General features: G+C 62.6%; 10 protein-coding genes. 8 read left to right on the top strand and 2 right to left on the bottom strand.

Annotated elements, in window-relative coordinates; all coding sequences use genetic code 11:
• The first annotated feature begins 38 nt into the window (after positions 1 to 38).
• The 6 genes from OPIT5_27200 to OPIT5_27175 all read left to right on the top strand — a co-directional run bounded on the left by OPIT5_27200 (position 39) and on the right by OPIT5_27175 (position 6,444).
• Complete coding sequence (locus OPIT5_27200) at positions 39 to 1,121, top strand: twitching motility protein PilT (GenBank protein ID AHF93358.1); 1,083 nt, start codon at positions 39 to 41, stop codon at positions 1,119 to 1,121.
• 27 nt (positions 1,122 to 1,148) lie between these two features.
• Complete coding sequence (locus OPIT5_27195) at positions 1,149 to 2,855, top strand: type IV fimbrial assembly protein PilB (GenBank protein ID AHF93357.1); 1,707 nt, start codon at positions 1,149 to 1,151, stop codon at positions 2,853 to 2,855.
• A gap of 160 nt (positions 2,856 to 3,015) precedes the next feature.
• Entirely contained in the window at positions 3,016 to 4,335 is a 1,320-nt protein-coding gene (locus tag OPIT5_27190; GenBank protein AHF93356.1) for a pilus biosynthesis protein PilC, read from the top strand.
• A 164-nt stretch (positions 4,336 to 4,499) separates the two neighbouring features.
• Positions 4,500 to 5,165 carry a DNA polymerase III gene (locus tag OPIT5_27185; GenBank protein AHF93355.1) on the top strand — a complete coding sequence of 222 codons (666 nt, stop codon included), beginning with the start codon at positions 4,500 to 4,502 and terminating at the stop codon, positions 5,163 to 5,165.
• A 221-nt stretch (positions 5,166 to 5,386) separates the two neighbouring features.
• Positions 5,387 to 5,923, top strand: coding sequence for a hypothetical protein (locus OPIT5_27180; protein ID AHF93354.1), 537 nt, complete (start codon positions 5,387 to 5,389; stop codon positions 5,921 to 5,923).
• Between the two features lie 5 nt (positions 5,924 to 5,928).
• Positions 5,929 to 6,444, top strand: coding sequence for a transposase (locus tag OPIT5_27175; protein ID AHF93353.1), 516 nt, complete (start codon positions 5,929 to 5,931; stop codon positions 6,442 to 6,444).
• 74 nt (positions 6,445 to 6,518) lie between these two features.
• On the opposite strand, the gene OPIT5_27170 is transcribed toward OPIT5_27175, so the two are convergent.
• Positions 6,519 to 7,193 (bottom strand): hypothetical protein, encoded by a 675-nt coding sequence (locus OPIT5_27170; protein ID AHF93352.1) that lies wholly within the window; start codon positions 7,191 to 7,193, stop codon positions 6,519 to 6,521.
• A 342-nt stretch (positions 7,194 to 7,535) separates the two neighbouring features.
• A complete protein-coding gene (gene carB, locus OPIT5_27165; GenBank protein ID AHF93351.1) occupies positions 7,536 to 10,778 on the bottom strand; it encodes a carbamoyl phosphate synthase large subunit in 3,243 nt (1,080 codons plus the stop codon).
• Between carB and OPIT5_27160 the strand changes: the two genes are divergently transcribed.
• Positions 10,777 to 11,061 carry a hypothetical protein gene (locus OPIT5_27160; protein AHF94793.1) on the top strand — a complete coding sequence of 95 codons (285 nt, stop codon included), beginning with the start codon at positions 10,777 to 10,779 and terminating at the stop codon, positions 11,059 to 11,061. The genes carB and OPIT5_27160 overlap by 2 nt on opposite strands.
• A 63-nt stretch (positions 11,062 to 11,124) precedes the next feature.
• Complete coding sequence (locus OPIT5_27155) at positions 11,125 to 15,366, top strand: iron dicitrate transport regulator FecR (GenBank protein AHF93350.1); 4,242 nt, start codon at positions 11,125 to 11,127, stop codon at positions 15,364 to 15,366.
• Positions 15,367 to 15,401: the final 35 nt, after the last annotated feature.

The following is a 15,401-nucleotide window of genomic DNA, read 5'->3' as shown; positions in this document are numbered from 1 at the left end:
CCGAACGCTAACCCATCTCCTTTTTCAGACATCCTCTCATGAGCTACGAAATGAATGACCTTCTGGAGCTGGTTGTGAACCAGAACGCCTCCGACCTTCATTGCCAGGTTGGCCAGCCGCCGACACTCCGTATCAGCGGCAGCATGATGCCGATCGACGGCCCCGCGCTGACGCCCGCCGACACCGAGCACCTCATCCTGGCCATCACGCCCGAAGTCCACCAGCAGGCGCTCAAGATGAACGGCGGCTCCGACTTCGGTTTCGCCTACCTCGACAAGGCCCGCTTCCGCGTTTCCGTGCTCAAGGCCAAGGGCAATTACGGCCTCGTTCTCCGCCAGATTCCCTACAAGATGTTCGGTCTGCGCGAGATCGGCCTTCCCGACAAGGCCCGCGAACTCCTCTACCGCCCGCGTGGCCTCATTCTCGTCACCGGCCCGACCGGCTCCGGCAAGACCACCACCCTCGCCTCGATGATCAACTACATCAACGAGAACCGCGAAGGCCACATCATCACGGTCGAGGACCCCATCGAGTACTACCACCCGCACAAAAACTGCATCGTGACCCAGCGCGAAGTCGGCCAGGACGTGCCCTCCTTCGCCGAGGCCATCAAACGCGCCCTCCGCCAGGACCCCGACGTCATCCTCGTCGGTGAAATGCGTGACCTCGAGACCATCGAGGCCGCCATCTCCGCCGCCGAGACGGGCCACCTCGTTTTTGGCACGCTCCACACCAATTCCGCCGCCAAGACCGTTGACCGTATCGTCGACGCCTTCCCGGCCAACATGAAGGACATGATCCGCACCCAGCTCGCGTCCTCCATCATCGCCGTCATCTCGCAGGCCCTCTGCAAAAAAATCGGCGGTGGCCGCATCGCCGCCTACGAGATCATGGTCATGACGACCTCCATCGCAGCCAAGATCCGCGACAACAAAACCTTCGGCATCAATTCCGACATCCAGACCGGTTCTACCCTCGGCATGATCCCGCTGGATACCCATCTGCTCAGTCTTGTGAACCGCAAACTCATCACCGCCGACGAAGCGATGGAAAAGTGCATGGAACCGATCCCCATGCGCGAAAAACTCATCGAAATGGGCGAGGAGTTGAAGCCGGTGTAACTTAATTTCCTGATTCCACTTTCCCCTATGTTCGACGCTCACAGCCAGGCCATTCTCGAAATCTGTCGCGACCAGCACCTCATCGAGCCGCAGGCGCTGCATGATCTCAACGAAGAGCACAAGGCCACCGGCAAGCCTCTCGCTGCGCTCATCACCGAGCTCAACCTTGTCGAGAAGGATACGCTTCTCGCCAAAATCGCCGAAAATCTGGGGCTCGACTACATCGCCGAGCCTCCGACCGCCCTGACCGAGGAACAGGTGGCCAGCCTTCCCGGCAGCCTCGCGCGCATGTACGGCGTTGTCCCCCTCCGCGGAGACAGCATCTCCGTCGATCTGCTCGCCACCGACCCGTTCAACAACCAGATCATCGACGACCTGACCTTTGCCCTCGGCAAGGACGTCCGCCTCATCGTCACCGACCCCGAAAAGGTCGAAGCGCTCATCCGCCTGCACTACGGAGACGACGGCACCGGCCTCGAGGACCTCCTGCGCGAACTCAGCGGCGAGGGCACCGCCGGCATCACCACACCTTCCGATGAAGAGTCGCTGAGTGATGCCGAGCTTGAAAATCAGGCCAACGCCACGCCCATCATCCGGTTCGTCAATCTCGTTCTCGGCCAGGCCATCAAGGACAAGGCATCCGACGTCCATTTCGAGCCCTTCGAACACGAGTTCAAGATCCGGTACCGCATCGACGGCGCGCTCTACGAGATGTCGCCTCCGCCCAAGCACCTTGCGCTTCCCATCACCTCGCGCATCAAGGTGCTTTCCAACCTCAACATCGCCGAACGCCGCGTCCCGCAGGACGGGCGCATCAAGCTCACGGTCAACGGCAAGCCCGTCGATCTCCGTGTCTCCACCCTGCCCACCCAGTTCGGCGAATCCGTCGTGTTGCGCGTGCTCGACCAGAGCGCCGTGCAGCTCGAGATCGGCCAGCTCGGCATGCCCGAGGATGTCTACGAAGGCATTCACGACATCATCCATCGCCCCAACGGCATTTTTATCGTTACCGGCCCCACCGGTTCCGGCAAGACGACCACCCTCTACTCGGCTCTCCGCATCATCAACACCATCGACCTGAAGCTCCTCACTGCCGAGGACCCGGTCGAATACGAAATCGAGGGCATCATGCAGGTGCCGGTGAACCACGCCGTCGGCCTCACCTTCGCTTCCGCTCTCCGCTCCTTCCTCCGTCAGGATCCCGACGTGATCATGGTCGGTGAAATCCGCGATCTCGAAACGGCCCAGATTTCCATCCAGGCTTCGCTGACCGGTCACCTTGTGCTTTCCACGCTCCACACCAACGACGCCGCCGGCGCCGTCACGCGACTCGTGGACATGGGCGTCGAGCCCTTCCTTATCGCTTCGTCGCTGGAAGCCGTGCTCGCGCAACGTCTCGTCCGCCGCATCTGCAGCAAATGCCGCACCGCCTATGAGCCGCCGGCGGATCTCCTCCAGCAACTCGGCATCGATCCCATCGACATCGGTGACCGCGAGTTTTTCTACGGCAAGGGCTGCGAACACTGCAGCGACACCGGCTACCGCGGCCGCATGGGCATCTACGAATGGCTCCGCATGAGCGAGGCGGTCCGCGACCTCGTCGTGCAGCGCGCTCCCACCCTGGTCATCAAGCAAAAGGCGCTCGAACAAGGCATGCGCACCCTCCGCGACGACGGTCTCCGGGCCATTTTCGACGGCGCCACCACGATCGAAGAAGTCGTCAAGTACACCTGATCTTTGGTCCGCCAGACCCGAGAGGTGACACGAAAGGCAAACAGGATATTCCGATTTTGTGTCATTTCGCGGGTTTCGCGGGCATTTCCCGGCTTTCCGGCCCATCTGTCATCTTGCCAGCGGGCGAAAATCCGGCATCTTTTATCAAAAATTCTCCCCTATGCCGAAGTTCACCTACACCGCCATTGATTCCGCCACCGGCAAAGACCGCAAGGGCGTGATTGAAGCTGCCTCCTCCGAACAAGCCACGATCGAGCTCAAGGCCAAGGGTCTGCTCCCGACGCAGATCATGGGCGAAGGCAATGCGAGCAACCTCCGGCTCGGTCCGAAAAAAACAGCCAAGGGAGGGCAGGGCGGCGGTGGAGCCGATGTCAAGTCATGGCTCAATCTCGGCGGCTCCGGCACGAAGAAGAAAAGGCCGATGACCTTCGGCAAGGCCATCAACCAGAAAGGCCTTACCCTTTTCACCCGCCAGCTTGCCACCCTCATCAACGCCGGCATGCCCATTCTCCGCAGCCTGGAAACGCTGGCCCGGCAGGAAAAAAGACCCGCCTTCAAAGTGGCTATCGATGACATCGCCGAGACCATCCGCTCCGGCGGTACCTTTTCCGATGGTCTCCTGCAGCATCCGAAAATTTTTGACCGCCTTTATGTGAACATGGTGAAGGCCGGCGAGGCGGGCGGCGTGCTCGGCACCGTGCTCGACCGCCTCTCGAAGTTCATGGAAAAAGCCATGAAAATCAGAGGCAAGGTCAAGTCTGCCATGACCTACCCGCTGATCATCATGTTCGTGGCCGTTGCGGTTGTGGCGGCGCTGATGGTGTTTGTTATCCCCAAGTTCGAGGAAATCTTCGACGGCCTGCTCAAGGGCCAGCCTCTCCCCGACATCACCCGTCTCGTGCTCGGCGTCAGTCGATTCATCAAGGACCATTTCCTGATCACCCTCGGCATTGTGATTGGTGGTTGGATACTCTTCAAGGCCTTCAAAAAGACGAAGTTCGGCATCAGTATCATCGACAGGATTCTCATCAAGACCCCCGCCGTCGGTCCTCTCTTCCTCAAGGCCGCGGTCGGCCGTTTCACCCGCACGCTCGGCACCCTGCTCACGTCCGGCGTCCCCATCCTCCAGGCTCTCCTCATCACCCGCGACACCTCGGGCAACGTCCATGTCGCCAACGCGCTCAACTCCGTGCACGACCGCGTGAAGGAGGGTGACAGCGTGGGAAAACCGCTCGAGGCCACCCGCATCTTCCCGACAATGGTCAGTTCGATGGTGGAAGTCGGCGAGGAAACCGGTGCGCTCCCCGACATGCTCAACCGCATCGCCGACGTGTACGACGACGAGGTGGACAACGCCGTCGCGTCGATCACGTCGATCATCGAGCCGGTCATGATCGTCTTCCTCGCGGTGATCGTCGGCACCATCGTCATCGCGATGTTCATGCCGCTCATCAGGATCATCCAGACGCTTTCCAACTGAGTCGGTGGCGCGGGCGTCCTGCTCGCAATGTGGCATGGGCATCCTGCCCATGAGTACCACGGGCTTCCAGCCCGTGCTTTGCTCTGGCCTCCCGCCCGCTCTCCGGTGTTGCTGTGGGTTCGCGGAAGACGCACACCTCTTCACCGTCACGCGCCGCGCCCGCCATGTCCTGGACCCGTCATCTCATTCATTTCGTCGATTTCGAAGGCAGCCTCGCTTCCGGCATTCTCGAGTACGGTGTGGTGACGATCCGTGACGGCGGGATCATCCGTTCGCACACCCGCCTCTGCCGCGCGACCGGCTGCATCCGGGCGGAGGACAGCGCGGTCCACGGCCTCGATGCCGAAACGGTGGCGGCCCACGCGCTGTTTCACGACGATTTCGAACTGTTTGCCGGCTTTCGCGAATCGGGGCCGCTGGCCGCTCATTTTGCCCAGGCGGAAAATTCGCTGATCAAATCCGTGTGGCCCTATCCGCGAACCTCGCCCGATTTTGCGAGGGAAGGAGAGCGGCTGACGGATTGGGGACCCTGGATCGACACCGGCCGGCTGTATCCGCAATTATACGACGGACTCGCGACGGCGAAGCTGGGAGAACTGGTGACGGCATTCGGATTGCAGGCGAAGCTCGATGCGGTGGCGGCGGAGCATTGTCCACCGGACCGGCGCCGGTACCACGCCGCGCTTTACGATGCGCTGGCCGGCGCGCTGCTGCTCACCCGCCTGGTCGAAGAGCGATCAATCGCGGAGCGGCCGCTACCCTGGCTCCTCGGCATGAGCACTCTCGACGGTGGCAAACGCGACGACCTCTGGCAGGCCACGCTGTTTTGAGGCCGGAAGGCAGAGACGTCTGTCGCTACATTCATGATGTTTCCGGCAGATCGGGTGCGCACAGGTGAAATCGGACAAGCAATGAAATCATACCAAAGCCCCAAAACCTTCGGATTTTTACACAAAGGCCGCAAAGAGCGCAAAGGATTGCCAGTTATACCAAGTTGCATTCAAAGATATAAGAACCGAAGGTTTCGGGGAGTATAACAGGAGGCTTTTTGATGAGACCACCCAAGTTGTTTCCCGAAGGCTGCGTGCCCCGTCTGCGAGAGATCCTGCGCCAAGCCAGGAGCGTGGCCGATCAACGGCGGGTGCAGGCGGTTTTGATGCGAGCTTTGAACGCGGCACCCGTCGAGCAGATTGCGATGGTGACCGGCTTGAGTGTGAACACGGTGCGGATGCTGCATTCCCGTTACCTGCGCGAAGGCGACGTGTTCCTGGTCGGCAGGCCCGGACGCGGGGGCCGCAGGCGTTCGCATCTGTCCACGGAGCAGGAGACCGGGTTGCTGGCCAGGCACGTGCCCGCCGCCGGCGAGGGCCATATGATCCAGGCCCACGCGTTCAAGCGCGACTACGAGGACCTGGTCGGACACCCGGTGGCGGCGACCACCGTTTACCGTCTGCTGGCCAGGGCCGGCTGGCGCAAGATCGTGCCGCGCCCCTCCCATCCCAAAAAAGACCCGCAAGCGCAGGTCGCGTTTAAAAAAAGTTCGCCGGGATCCTCGCACAGGAAAAGGCGCGTCACGGCGCGAGGCTGAGGGTGCTGTTCATGGACGAAGGACGCTTTGGCCGCATCAGCGTGTTGCGCTCCTGCTGGGCTCCCGCGGGCGTGCGCCCCAGGGTGCCGCGGCAAGTCGTCAGGGAGTCCCTCTACGCCTTCGCCGCGGTCTGTCCGCTCCACGCCGAGGGCTTCGCCACGATCTCGCCGCGCTGCAACACCGACGCGATGTCTCGCTTTCTGCTGGACCTGTTCGCCCGCTGGCCGGACGAACGCCTGCTGATGTTTCTGGATGGTGCGGGATGGCACAAGTCCCGTCGCCTTCCCGTGCCGGAGCGCCTCCGCCTGGAACTGCTGCCGGCCTACACCCCGGAATGCAACCCGGTCGAACACGTCTGGGATGAAGTCCGGGAAAAGGGCTTCGCCAACCGCCTCTTCCCGGACCTTGACGCAGTCGAAGCTCGACTAAAAACCGAGCTGGAGCTTCTGCTCCATGATCCTCAACGCCTGCGCAGCCTCACTTGCTTCCCCTGGATCGACTCAGGGTTTTTATATCTTTGAATGCAACTTGGTATTACCTTCTTCGCGTCCTTTGCGGCCTTGGTGTAAAATCAAAAACATTCGGGACGCTGGTATCAGACACGATCCGGTGACGGGGCAACCCAGTCGGGCGGCAATACTGCCAGGGCGGAGAGGGTGGCTTCCGCCATGGATGCGAACTGGCGGATCGCGTGGGGAAACGTGTCGTGCCGGGTGGACGGGCCGGGGATCACGATGACGCGCAGGCCGGCGCGATGCGCGGCCTCGTGGCCGGGGCGCGAGTCCTCGAAAGCGATCGCCTCACCCGGCTCCACACCGAGCCGGGTCAATGCCAGCCGGTAAATATCAGGCTCGGGTTTGGGGTGCTCCACTTCGTCTCGCGTGCAGATCGTGTCGAACCACTGTTCCAGTTTCCGGTGCCGGAGATGGCCGTGGACGTGTTTGCGGCTGGAGTTGGAGGCCACCGCCAGCTTCAGGCCGGCGGCCTTGGCCTCGGCGAGCAGCGATTCCACGCCGGGCAGCACCGGTGCGGCATACATCATGCGCCGGGCGGATTCGCGCCAGCGCAGATCCAGCGCCGCCTTGTCATGATTATCGGGATACGCAGACCAGACATCGATCTTGAAATCGACATGGCCGACGAGCGCACGCAACACCTCATGCCGCGGAGTGAAGCCGTCATCGGCATGGATGCGGGTCCATGCATCGATAATGGCGGTTTCGGTATCCACCATCAGTCCGTCGAAATCAAAAATGAGTGCGCGCAGCATCCTGCCATGTTCGGGGGCAGACCGACAACGATGCAAGCCTGCCCGGGGGTCGGGGGAGGAGTGTAATCGGAAGTGGTGAATAGCCGGATTGGCGGAAAAAGTGGCACGGGCATCCTTGCCCGTGGACGGCGCGAAGCGCCGCCTTCCGGAACACGGGCTGGAAGCCCGTGCCACTTCATGGGCAGGATGCCCATGCCACCACCACGTTCGATTACACCCGGTCGGAAGGAGGGGGTAACATGCAAGTGATGTCAGCGGTGCCGGGATTGACGGAGCGGCGGCGGGGACGCCGCCGCTCTGTTGACTTCATTCTGACTCGCCCCCCGGGGGGTCTCCGTGGAATCACACCAGCGTCACATTGCCCTTGTACTGCTGGATCGGGCGCACGCCGACGCGGCGGTTTTTCTGCGCCTCGATGCCGTCGAGCGCGGCAAAGGCGCCGGTGATCGTCGTCATGATGCAGACATTGTGCGCGTAGGCGGCGGCGCGGATCTTGTTCTCGTCCTGACGCGGGATCATGCCGCCGGGCGTGTTGATCACGAGCTGGATCTGGCCGTTCTTGATCATGTCGACGGCCGTGGGGCGGCCTTCGTCGATCTTGGCGAGCTTCGTCACGGCGACGCCGCTGTCGGCGAGGTGCTGCGCGGTGCCGCTGGTCGAGAAGATACTGAAGCCGAGCTTGATCAACCGGCGGGCGAGGTCGGCGGCGCGTTTCTTGTCGCTGTCCTTGACGGAGAGAAAGACATTGCCGCTGTTGGGCAGCGCGGGTTTGGCGGCGGCCTGCGCCTTGGCGAAAGCCACGCCGAGGTCCTCGTCGAGTCCCATGACTTCGCCGGTCGAGCGCATTTCCGGGCCGAGCGCGATCGTGGCGCCGGGGAAGCGGACAAACGGGAAGACGGCTTCCTTCACGCACCAGTGCCGGGGCGTCTGCTCCCGGGTGAAACCGAGGTCTTTCAGGGTCGCGCCGGTCATGACCTTGGCGGCGAGTTTGGCGAGCGGCACGCCGATGGCCTTGGCGACAAACGGCACGGTGCGCGAGGCGCGCGGGTTGACCTCGAGGACGTAGAGCTGGTTGTCCTTGATGGCGAACTGCACGTTCATGAGACCGACGACGCGGAGCTCGCGGGCGAGGGCGTGGGTGGCCTTGCGGACGGTCTCCAGCATGGCGCGGCCGAGTGTGTGCGGAGGCATCACCATCGAGGCGTCGCCGGAGTGGACGCCGGCGAATTCGATGTGCTCGAGCATGCCGCCGATGACGGAGGTCGTGCCATCGCTGATACAGTCGACATCGAGCTCGATCGCATCTTCGAGGAACTTGTCGATGAGCACGGGCTTGTCGGGCATGACGTCGAACGCCTGCCGGATGACGGCCTTGAACTCGTCCTCGTTGTAGACGATGAACATGCCGCGTCCGCCGAGCACGAATGACGGGCGGAGCAGCACGGGGAAGCCGACTTCCCGGGCGAAGACGAGCGCCTCGGTCTCGTTCATGGCGGTGCGGTTGGCGGGCTGCTGGAGGCCGAGCTTGTGGAGGATGGCGGCGAAAAGCTTGCGGTCTTCGGCGGCGTCGATCGATTCGGGGGAGGTGCCGATGATGTTCACGCCGTTGGCCTTGAGGGAGGAGGCGAGATTGAGCGGAGTCTGCCCGCCAAACTGGACGATGGCGCCGTCGCAGCCTTCCTGCTGGTAGATTTCGAGGACGTCCTCGAGCGTGAGCGGTTCGAAGTAGAGGCGGTCGGACGTGTCGTAGTCGGTGGAGACGGTTTCGGGGTTGGAGTTGACCATGACGCTTTCGTAGCCGATCTCGCGCAGGGCGAAGGAGGCGTGGACGCAACAGTAGTCGAACTCGATGCCCTGGCCGATGCGGTTGGGGCCGCCGCCGAGGATCATGATCTTCTTTTTGCCGGAAGGCGGGAGCACCTCGTTTTCATCGCCGTAGCTGGAATAGTAATACGGAGTGAACGCCTCGAACTCGGCCGCGCAGGTGTCGACGAGCCGGTAGGTGGTGCCGATGCCGTGCTCCTTGCGGGCGGCGCGGACGGTGTTGAGGTCGCTCCTGAGGTAGTGCGCGAGCTGGGCGTCGGAGAACCCGAACTGCTTGGCCCGCCGGAAAAGATCGGCGGGGAGTTCGGCCAGCGAGGCGTGTTTTTTGATTTCGCACTCCATCTCGTAAATCTCGCGGAGCTGCGTGAGGAACCACGGATCGATTTTCGAGAGATCAAAAATCTGCTCCACGGTGTAGCCGGCCATGAAGGCGTAGCGGATGTAAAAAATGCGCTCGAAGTTGGGCGTGGCCAACCGGGTGCGGATGAGCTTGTCGTCGGGAGTGTCGTCGAGCCCGTATTTGCCGCCGCCGCCGAAGCCGCGCGCGCCGATTTCGAGCGAGCGGAGCGCCTTCTGCACCGATTCCTTGAAGGTGCGGCCGATGGCCATGGCCTCGCCGACGGACTTCATGGCGGAGGTGAGCGTGGCGTCGGCGCCCGGGAATTTTTCGAAGGTGAACCGCGGGATTTTGGTGACGACGTAGTCGATCGTCGGCTCGAACGAGGCGGGGGTGAGCCGCGTGATGTCGTTGCGCAGTTCGTCGAGCGTGTAGCCGACGGCGAGCTTGGCGGCGATCTTGGCGATGGGGAATCCGGTGGCTTTCGACGCGAGCGCGGAGGAGCGGGAAACGCGCGGGTTCATCTCGATGACGACCTGGCGGCCGGTCTTCGGGTCGAGGGAGAACTGGATGTTGGAGCCGCCGGTCTCGACGCCGATCTCCCGGATGACGGCAAAGGAGGCGTCGCGCATCGCCTGGTATTCCTTGTCGGTCAGGGTCATCGCGGGGGCGACGGTGATGGAGTCGCCGGTGTGCACGCCCATGGGATCGAAGTTTTCGATGGAGCAGATCACGACGCACTGGTCCTTGTGGTCGCGCATGACCTCCATCTCGTATTCCTTCCAGCCGAGCAGGCACTCCTCGACGAGGACTTCGTGGACGGGCGAAAGATCGAGGCCGTTGGCGGTGATCAGCTCGAACTCTTCCTTGTTGTAGGCGATGCCGCCGCCGGAACCGCCGAGCGTGAAGGAAGGCCGGATGATGAGCGGGTAGGCGCCGATCTCTTCGGCGGCGGCGCGGGCCTCGTCCATCGACTTGACGGTGCGCGAGCGGGCCACGTCGAGGCCGATCCTGAGCATGGCCTGCTTGAAGAGTTCGCGGTCCTCGCCTTTGGAAATGGCGGCGGGCTTGGCGCCGATCATCTCCACGCCGTGTTTTTCGAGGATGCCCTTTTCATGGAGCTGCATCGAGAGGTTGAGCGCGGTCTGCCCGCCGAGCGTCGGCAGGAGGGCGGACGGTTTTTCCGCCTCGATGATCTTTTCGAGCATCTCGACAGTGAGCGGCTCGATGTAGGTGACATCGGCAAACTCCGGATCGGTCATGATGGTGGCCGGGTTGGAGTTGACCAGAATGACGCGGTATCCTTCCTCGCGAAGGGCCTTGCAGGCCTGGGTGCCGGAGTAATCGAACTCGCAGGCCTGGCCGATCACGATAGGACCGGCGCCGATGATGAGGATGGATTTCAGGTCGGTGCGCTTGGGCATGGGTGTGGATTTCACGGAGGGTTGCGTCCGCACGGCAGGCTGCGCAAGTGGAAAGCCGGAGAAAAATACCCCGCCGCCTACTGTTATGAATAATATGCAATTCGCTGATTCTGTTGCAGTGTTTTTGCTTATGCGCAGGGCCATGACCTTCGCCTGCAGCGGCGGGCTGCAAATTTTTCGGCTATCAGATGAAATGCTAATTGCCATTAAACATCATTTTGTCCTTCTTCTTCGAAGCCTTATTCCGGCATCCGACATGCCGGCCGGTTTCTGCCCCGGCTGATACCGGCGACTGCCAGACCATCTACCACACACACATCGCCTACGGAACGCTTCCGCATTCCTCATGAAAACTGCTTGCTCCACTGGCCGCCTGGCCTTCGCTGCGTTTGCCTGTCTTCTGTTCGCCTCATCTGTCTCGCATGCGGATGACCAGGCGCCGAAGACGTTTTCCGAAGCCGTCATCTCCGAAATCGTCAACGAGGTCAGCGTCGTCGACCACGCCAGCCTCCAGGCGCAACCCGCCCAGGTGGATGCGCCCTTTCGGGCTCCCGATCTGCTTCGCACCGGTCGCCGTTCGCGCGCGCAACTCCAGATCGACGACGGCACCATTGCCCGGGTGGGTTCCAGCGCAGTCTTTTCGTTCGAGAAAGACAGCCGCTCCATCCGGCTGAAGAGTGGCACCGTGCTCTTCCATTCCCCGACCGGGAAGGGCGGCGGCACCATCATCACCAATTCCGTCGCGGCGTCGGTGATCGGCACCACCATCATGGTCACGGCGACGAGCGACGGCGGTTTCAAGCTCATGGTGCTCGAAGGCACCGCCAGGGTCACGTTCCCCAACGGACGCGAACTCGTCGTCAAGGCGGGCCAGATGACTTTCCTCATGCCGGCGGCCGATTCGCAAGCCGGTGACCCGGAGCAAGGCCCTGTTCTCGACTTCGATCTCGACGCCCTCGTTTCCGAATCGCTTCTCGTCAACGGCTTCAAATACCCGCTCGGCTCGGAGGAGCTGATCCGGGAAAGCATCAACATCCAGGGACACAGGATCGACGACGGCGAACTCGTCCGCACCGGCCTCGTCATCATCGGCGCGACCAGTTCCGACGACTTCATGGTCGCCAACGATGCCGACGTGCGCCAGCAGGCGACCGCCGCTGCCGGCAACGGCACTCTTCCCGGCGACAACGGCGGTCCGCCTCCGCTATCCGATGCGGAGCGGCTGCTCGCCAATCTCAATTCCACGGTCGTCCTTGGCACCAACCTCACCATCCCGGAGGAGGCGATCTTCCGCGACCCGGTCGAGATTCCCGAGCAGTTCCTGCCTGCCGGCGTCGTTTCCGGGCCGGTCACCGGCATCCTCGCCGGCACGATTCTCGCCGACGGCACCGTCGAACTCGGGCCGCTCGGCGCCATGCCCTCGATCTTTATCGGCGGTATCGTCTTCGAGATCGGCGGCAATCCCGGTGCCGGCAATAATGGCGCCACGATACTTTCCACCGCCAGCACGGCCGACAACACGACCACGTTTGTCCTCTCCGATCCGGCGACGACCCACCTCTTCCTCGCCGCCCATGCGCTCACCATCGCTCCGGGCACCACACTCGGTGTCTCTTTCGCCACGCCCGGCGGCACGCTCGATCTTGTCTCCGTGCAGTCGCTGGCTCTCGACAGCGTCCATATTCTCAATCCCGACGGCGGCATCAACCTCACTTCGCTGGGCGGTTCCATCGACCTCTCCGGTGGCAGCATCACCGCCGGCGGGCCGTCGTACGGCCTGCTGTCGCTGTATTCCACGCAGGTGGCTTCACCCGCTTCGGATCTCAAGCTCATCGCTGCGACCGGGATCACCATCGACGGCGCCACGCTTTCCGCCGACTCCATCACGCTGAAAACCGCCACCGGCGACATCTCGGTGGGCGGAGCCTTCAGCTTCTATTCCGCGGCCGGCCCGGTCGTGATCACGGCCCAGACGGGCAATGTCTTTTTCGACAGTCCGCTCGTGCAGCTTTCCAATTCGCAAATCACCGCCGGGGAAGACATCTCCCTCTTCGGCAACACGGTTTCCGTCTATGACAGCACCTTCACGGCCGGACCGGAGGGCAGCGTCCTCCTGACGGCCACCGGCGAAGGGATCACGGTCGTGAATTCGATTTTTTCGGGCGCATCCCTCCAGTTCGACGCCTCCGATGGCCAGTCCGTCATTGTGGCCAACAGCACGCTCGACGCCTCCTCGATCACGCTTCGCGCCGGCGACGAGATCGGCATCAATGGCGCGACGCTCGATGCCTCGCCGGGCGGTCTGGTGATCGAGGGTCGTTCCGTCTCGTTCAACGGGATCAGCGCGATCGACTTCACCGGCGCCACGGTCAGCGGCACGGATTCGCTTGTCGTCAACGCCGGCTCCATCCACCTGGACGGCGGCGTATGGAGTTCGGCCGAAGGCGTGGTTGCCCTCACGGCATCGACCGGCGACCTGACGGCCGACAACACCGTGTTCGGCGCCGGTGACGCTCTCGTTGCAACCGCCACACTCGGCGACATCCGGTTCAACCACATCGGTGCGGGCGGCAGCCTCGACATCGCCTCGCTCGTCCTGAGCGCGCCGGCAGGCAGCATCGACTTCAGCACCGGCTCCGTGCTCTCCGGCATCCAGGCGATTGTCACGGCCGGGCAGGACATCGCGGTCACGGCGCTTTCGCTGAAGGCTCCGTCGGGTTCGATTTTCAGTTCCGGGTCCGGCAACGTCAGCATCACGACGACCGGCGACCTGACACTGAAGGGTGCCACGCTGTCCGCGTCGGCGGCCGGCAAGTTCATCGATCTGCAAGGCTCCTCGGTCAAACTCGACTCGATGGAAAACATCGAGGGCTCGCTGCGTATCGCCGCCACCGGCACGGTCGTGATCAAGGGCAGTATGCTCGGCGAAGGCGCGCACGCCATCGGCTCTGCGTCCATCGATTCTCCCCTCGGCAGCATTGTGTTCAAGGGCTCCTCGATCGGCGGCACCGCCACGCTGGACGCGGCCGCGACCAGCCTCTTCTTCAAGGACACCTCCATCGGCGATGGCGCGCTGCTCACGTTGAAGAGCCGCGATGGTCTCGTCTCGACCGGCTACTCCTTCGTCGAAGGCAGTGTCACCTTCGGTTGCGGCGTCACCTGGGGATGCAGCATCATCGACAGCGAATCGGTGTATTACTCGGGCGCCTTCTACATTCCGGCGCTCAACATCGGCACCGTCGAATCCCCGATCCACATTCTCAAGCTGACGGACACCGATTTCCGCGGCAGCAAACTCGACTACATCTTCACGCCCGGCCGCGAACTCGAGTTTGTCGAGATCGGATCCGGACCGTGTTATACGTATCCGGAAATCTCCAACAACTTCCTCTTCTCTTACGACGCCCCCGCGGTCCTCACCCGCGAGCAGATGGGGCTGCCCTCCGGTTTCACACTGCCCGCCGGCTACGACACGTTTACCGGCGTCGTGGCGCAAAGCATTGCGGTCACTCCCGATTCGACAGCCTTTTTCGAGACCCTCGGCTGGCAGGCCAGTTCGTATTATGCCCGCGAGTTTACCTTCTCCGGGGACCTTGCCACGTTCGGGCTCGAGGGCGGCCTCTTCCTTGCCGCCACCGGTTTTACGTTCGATCCCGGCACTTCGTTCAAGGTGGATGTGGGTTCCGACGCGACCTTCGGTCTCCGGTCCTATACCGATCTGCTGCTTGCCGGTGTCAGTCTGACGACTCCCAAAGGCAGCATCGCCATCGAATCTCTCGGCAACCTCCACCTCGGTTCCGGTACCGTGCTGACGGCAGGCAGGCCCCAGGAGTACGATGATCTCGTCTATATCCAGTCCGGCGGCATCAACCTGACCGCCCGGGGTAATGTTATCCTCAACGAGGCATCCCTCATCGCATGGTCCGACGACTACACGACCTATTCCACCTCGAATTCCGGCGGTTACGGGTCGCATGGCGTGACGATCGACACCACGTCGAATGCCGAGGCCAACATCGAGCTCACGAACAGCACGATCACGACCTCCACCCGCTACTCCGCGGGCGACATCGACAGGCCGGCCGGCTTCATCACGATCAAGGGAGCGCGCGAGGTCCGGATCGATGGCGGACGCCTGGTCGCTGCCTCCATCGACATTCGTGCCGGCAAGCAAAACAACGATGCGCATCGGCTCGACGTGAAGAATCTCGATCTCACGCTGCCCGAAGGCGCCGAGTATGCCTCCGTGCGCATGGAAGCCTACACGGTGCGCCTCACCAACGTGACATTCGACGTAAGGGCGGACACCACGATCAACTCGGGGAAGGGCACCGTCAACGTGAACGCGACCAGCACCGGCATGCTTGGAGCCGTGAATTTCTACGGCGGCGTGCAGATCAAGGACTACCAGGGCGTCTCGCAAAACCTCAACGAGGCAGGCAACTTCAACCAGTACGTCCACGTCGTCAAAGGATCCGATCACATCTACAACAACGGCACCGCCGCCGGCTCCTCCGGCTACACCGGCAATTCGGGCTATGCCCCGATCACCATCGGCAAGATCGGCTCTTCGGGCCCGTCGCTCTGATCTTTCCGCCCCCGCATCGATCTTCGCACCTGCAA

The sequence above is a fragment of the Opitutaceae bacterium TAV5 genome, assembly GCA_000242935.3.
Lineage (GTDB): Bacteria > Verrucomicrobiota > Verrucomicrobiia > Opitutales > Opitutaceae > Geminisphaera.
The sequence above is the reverse complement of the archived record's forward strand: the minus strand, read 5'-3'. Positions and strand labels throughout refer to the sequence as shown.

Bases quoted from the DNA above. Each gene is read 5' to 3' on its own strand.
- carB (AHF93351.1), bottom strand. From the start codon at position 10,778: ATGCCCAAGCGCACCGACCTGAAATCCATCCTCATCATCGGCGCCGGT.
- OPIT5_27190 (AHF93356.1), top strand. From the start codon at position 3,016: ATGCCGAAGTTCACCTACACCGCCATTGATTCCGCCACCGGCAAAGAC.
- OPIT5_27155 (AHF93350.1), top strand. From the start codon at position 11,125: ATGAAAACTGCTTGCTCCACTGGCCGCCTGGCCTTCGCTGCGTTTGCC.
- OPIT5_27195 (AHF93357.1), top strand. From the start codon at position 1,149: ATGTTCGACGCTCACAGCCAGGCCATTCTCGAAATCTGTCGCGACCAG.
- OPIT5_27185 (AHF93355.1), top strand. From the start codon at position 4,500: ATGTCCTGGACCCGTCATCTCATTCATTTCGTCGATTTCGAAGGCAGC.
- OPIT5_27170 (AHF93352.1), bottom strand. From the start codon at position 7,193: ATGCTGCGCGCACTCATTTTTGATTTCGACGGACTGATGGTGGATACC.
- OPIT5_27160 (AHF94793.1), top strand. From the start codon at position 10,777: ATGGGTGTGGATTTCACGGAGGGTTGCGTCCGCACGGCAGGCTGCGCA.
- OPIT5_27180 (AHF93354.1), top strand. From the start codon at position 5,387: ATGAGACCACCCAAGTTGTTTCCCGAAGGCTGCGTGCCCCGTCTGCGA.
- OPIT5_27200 (AHF93358.1), top strand. From the start codon at position 39: ATGAGCTACGAAATGAATGACCTTCTGGAGCTGGTTGTGAACCAGAAC.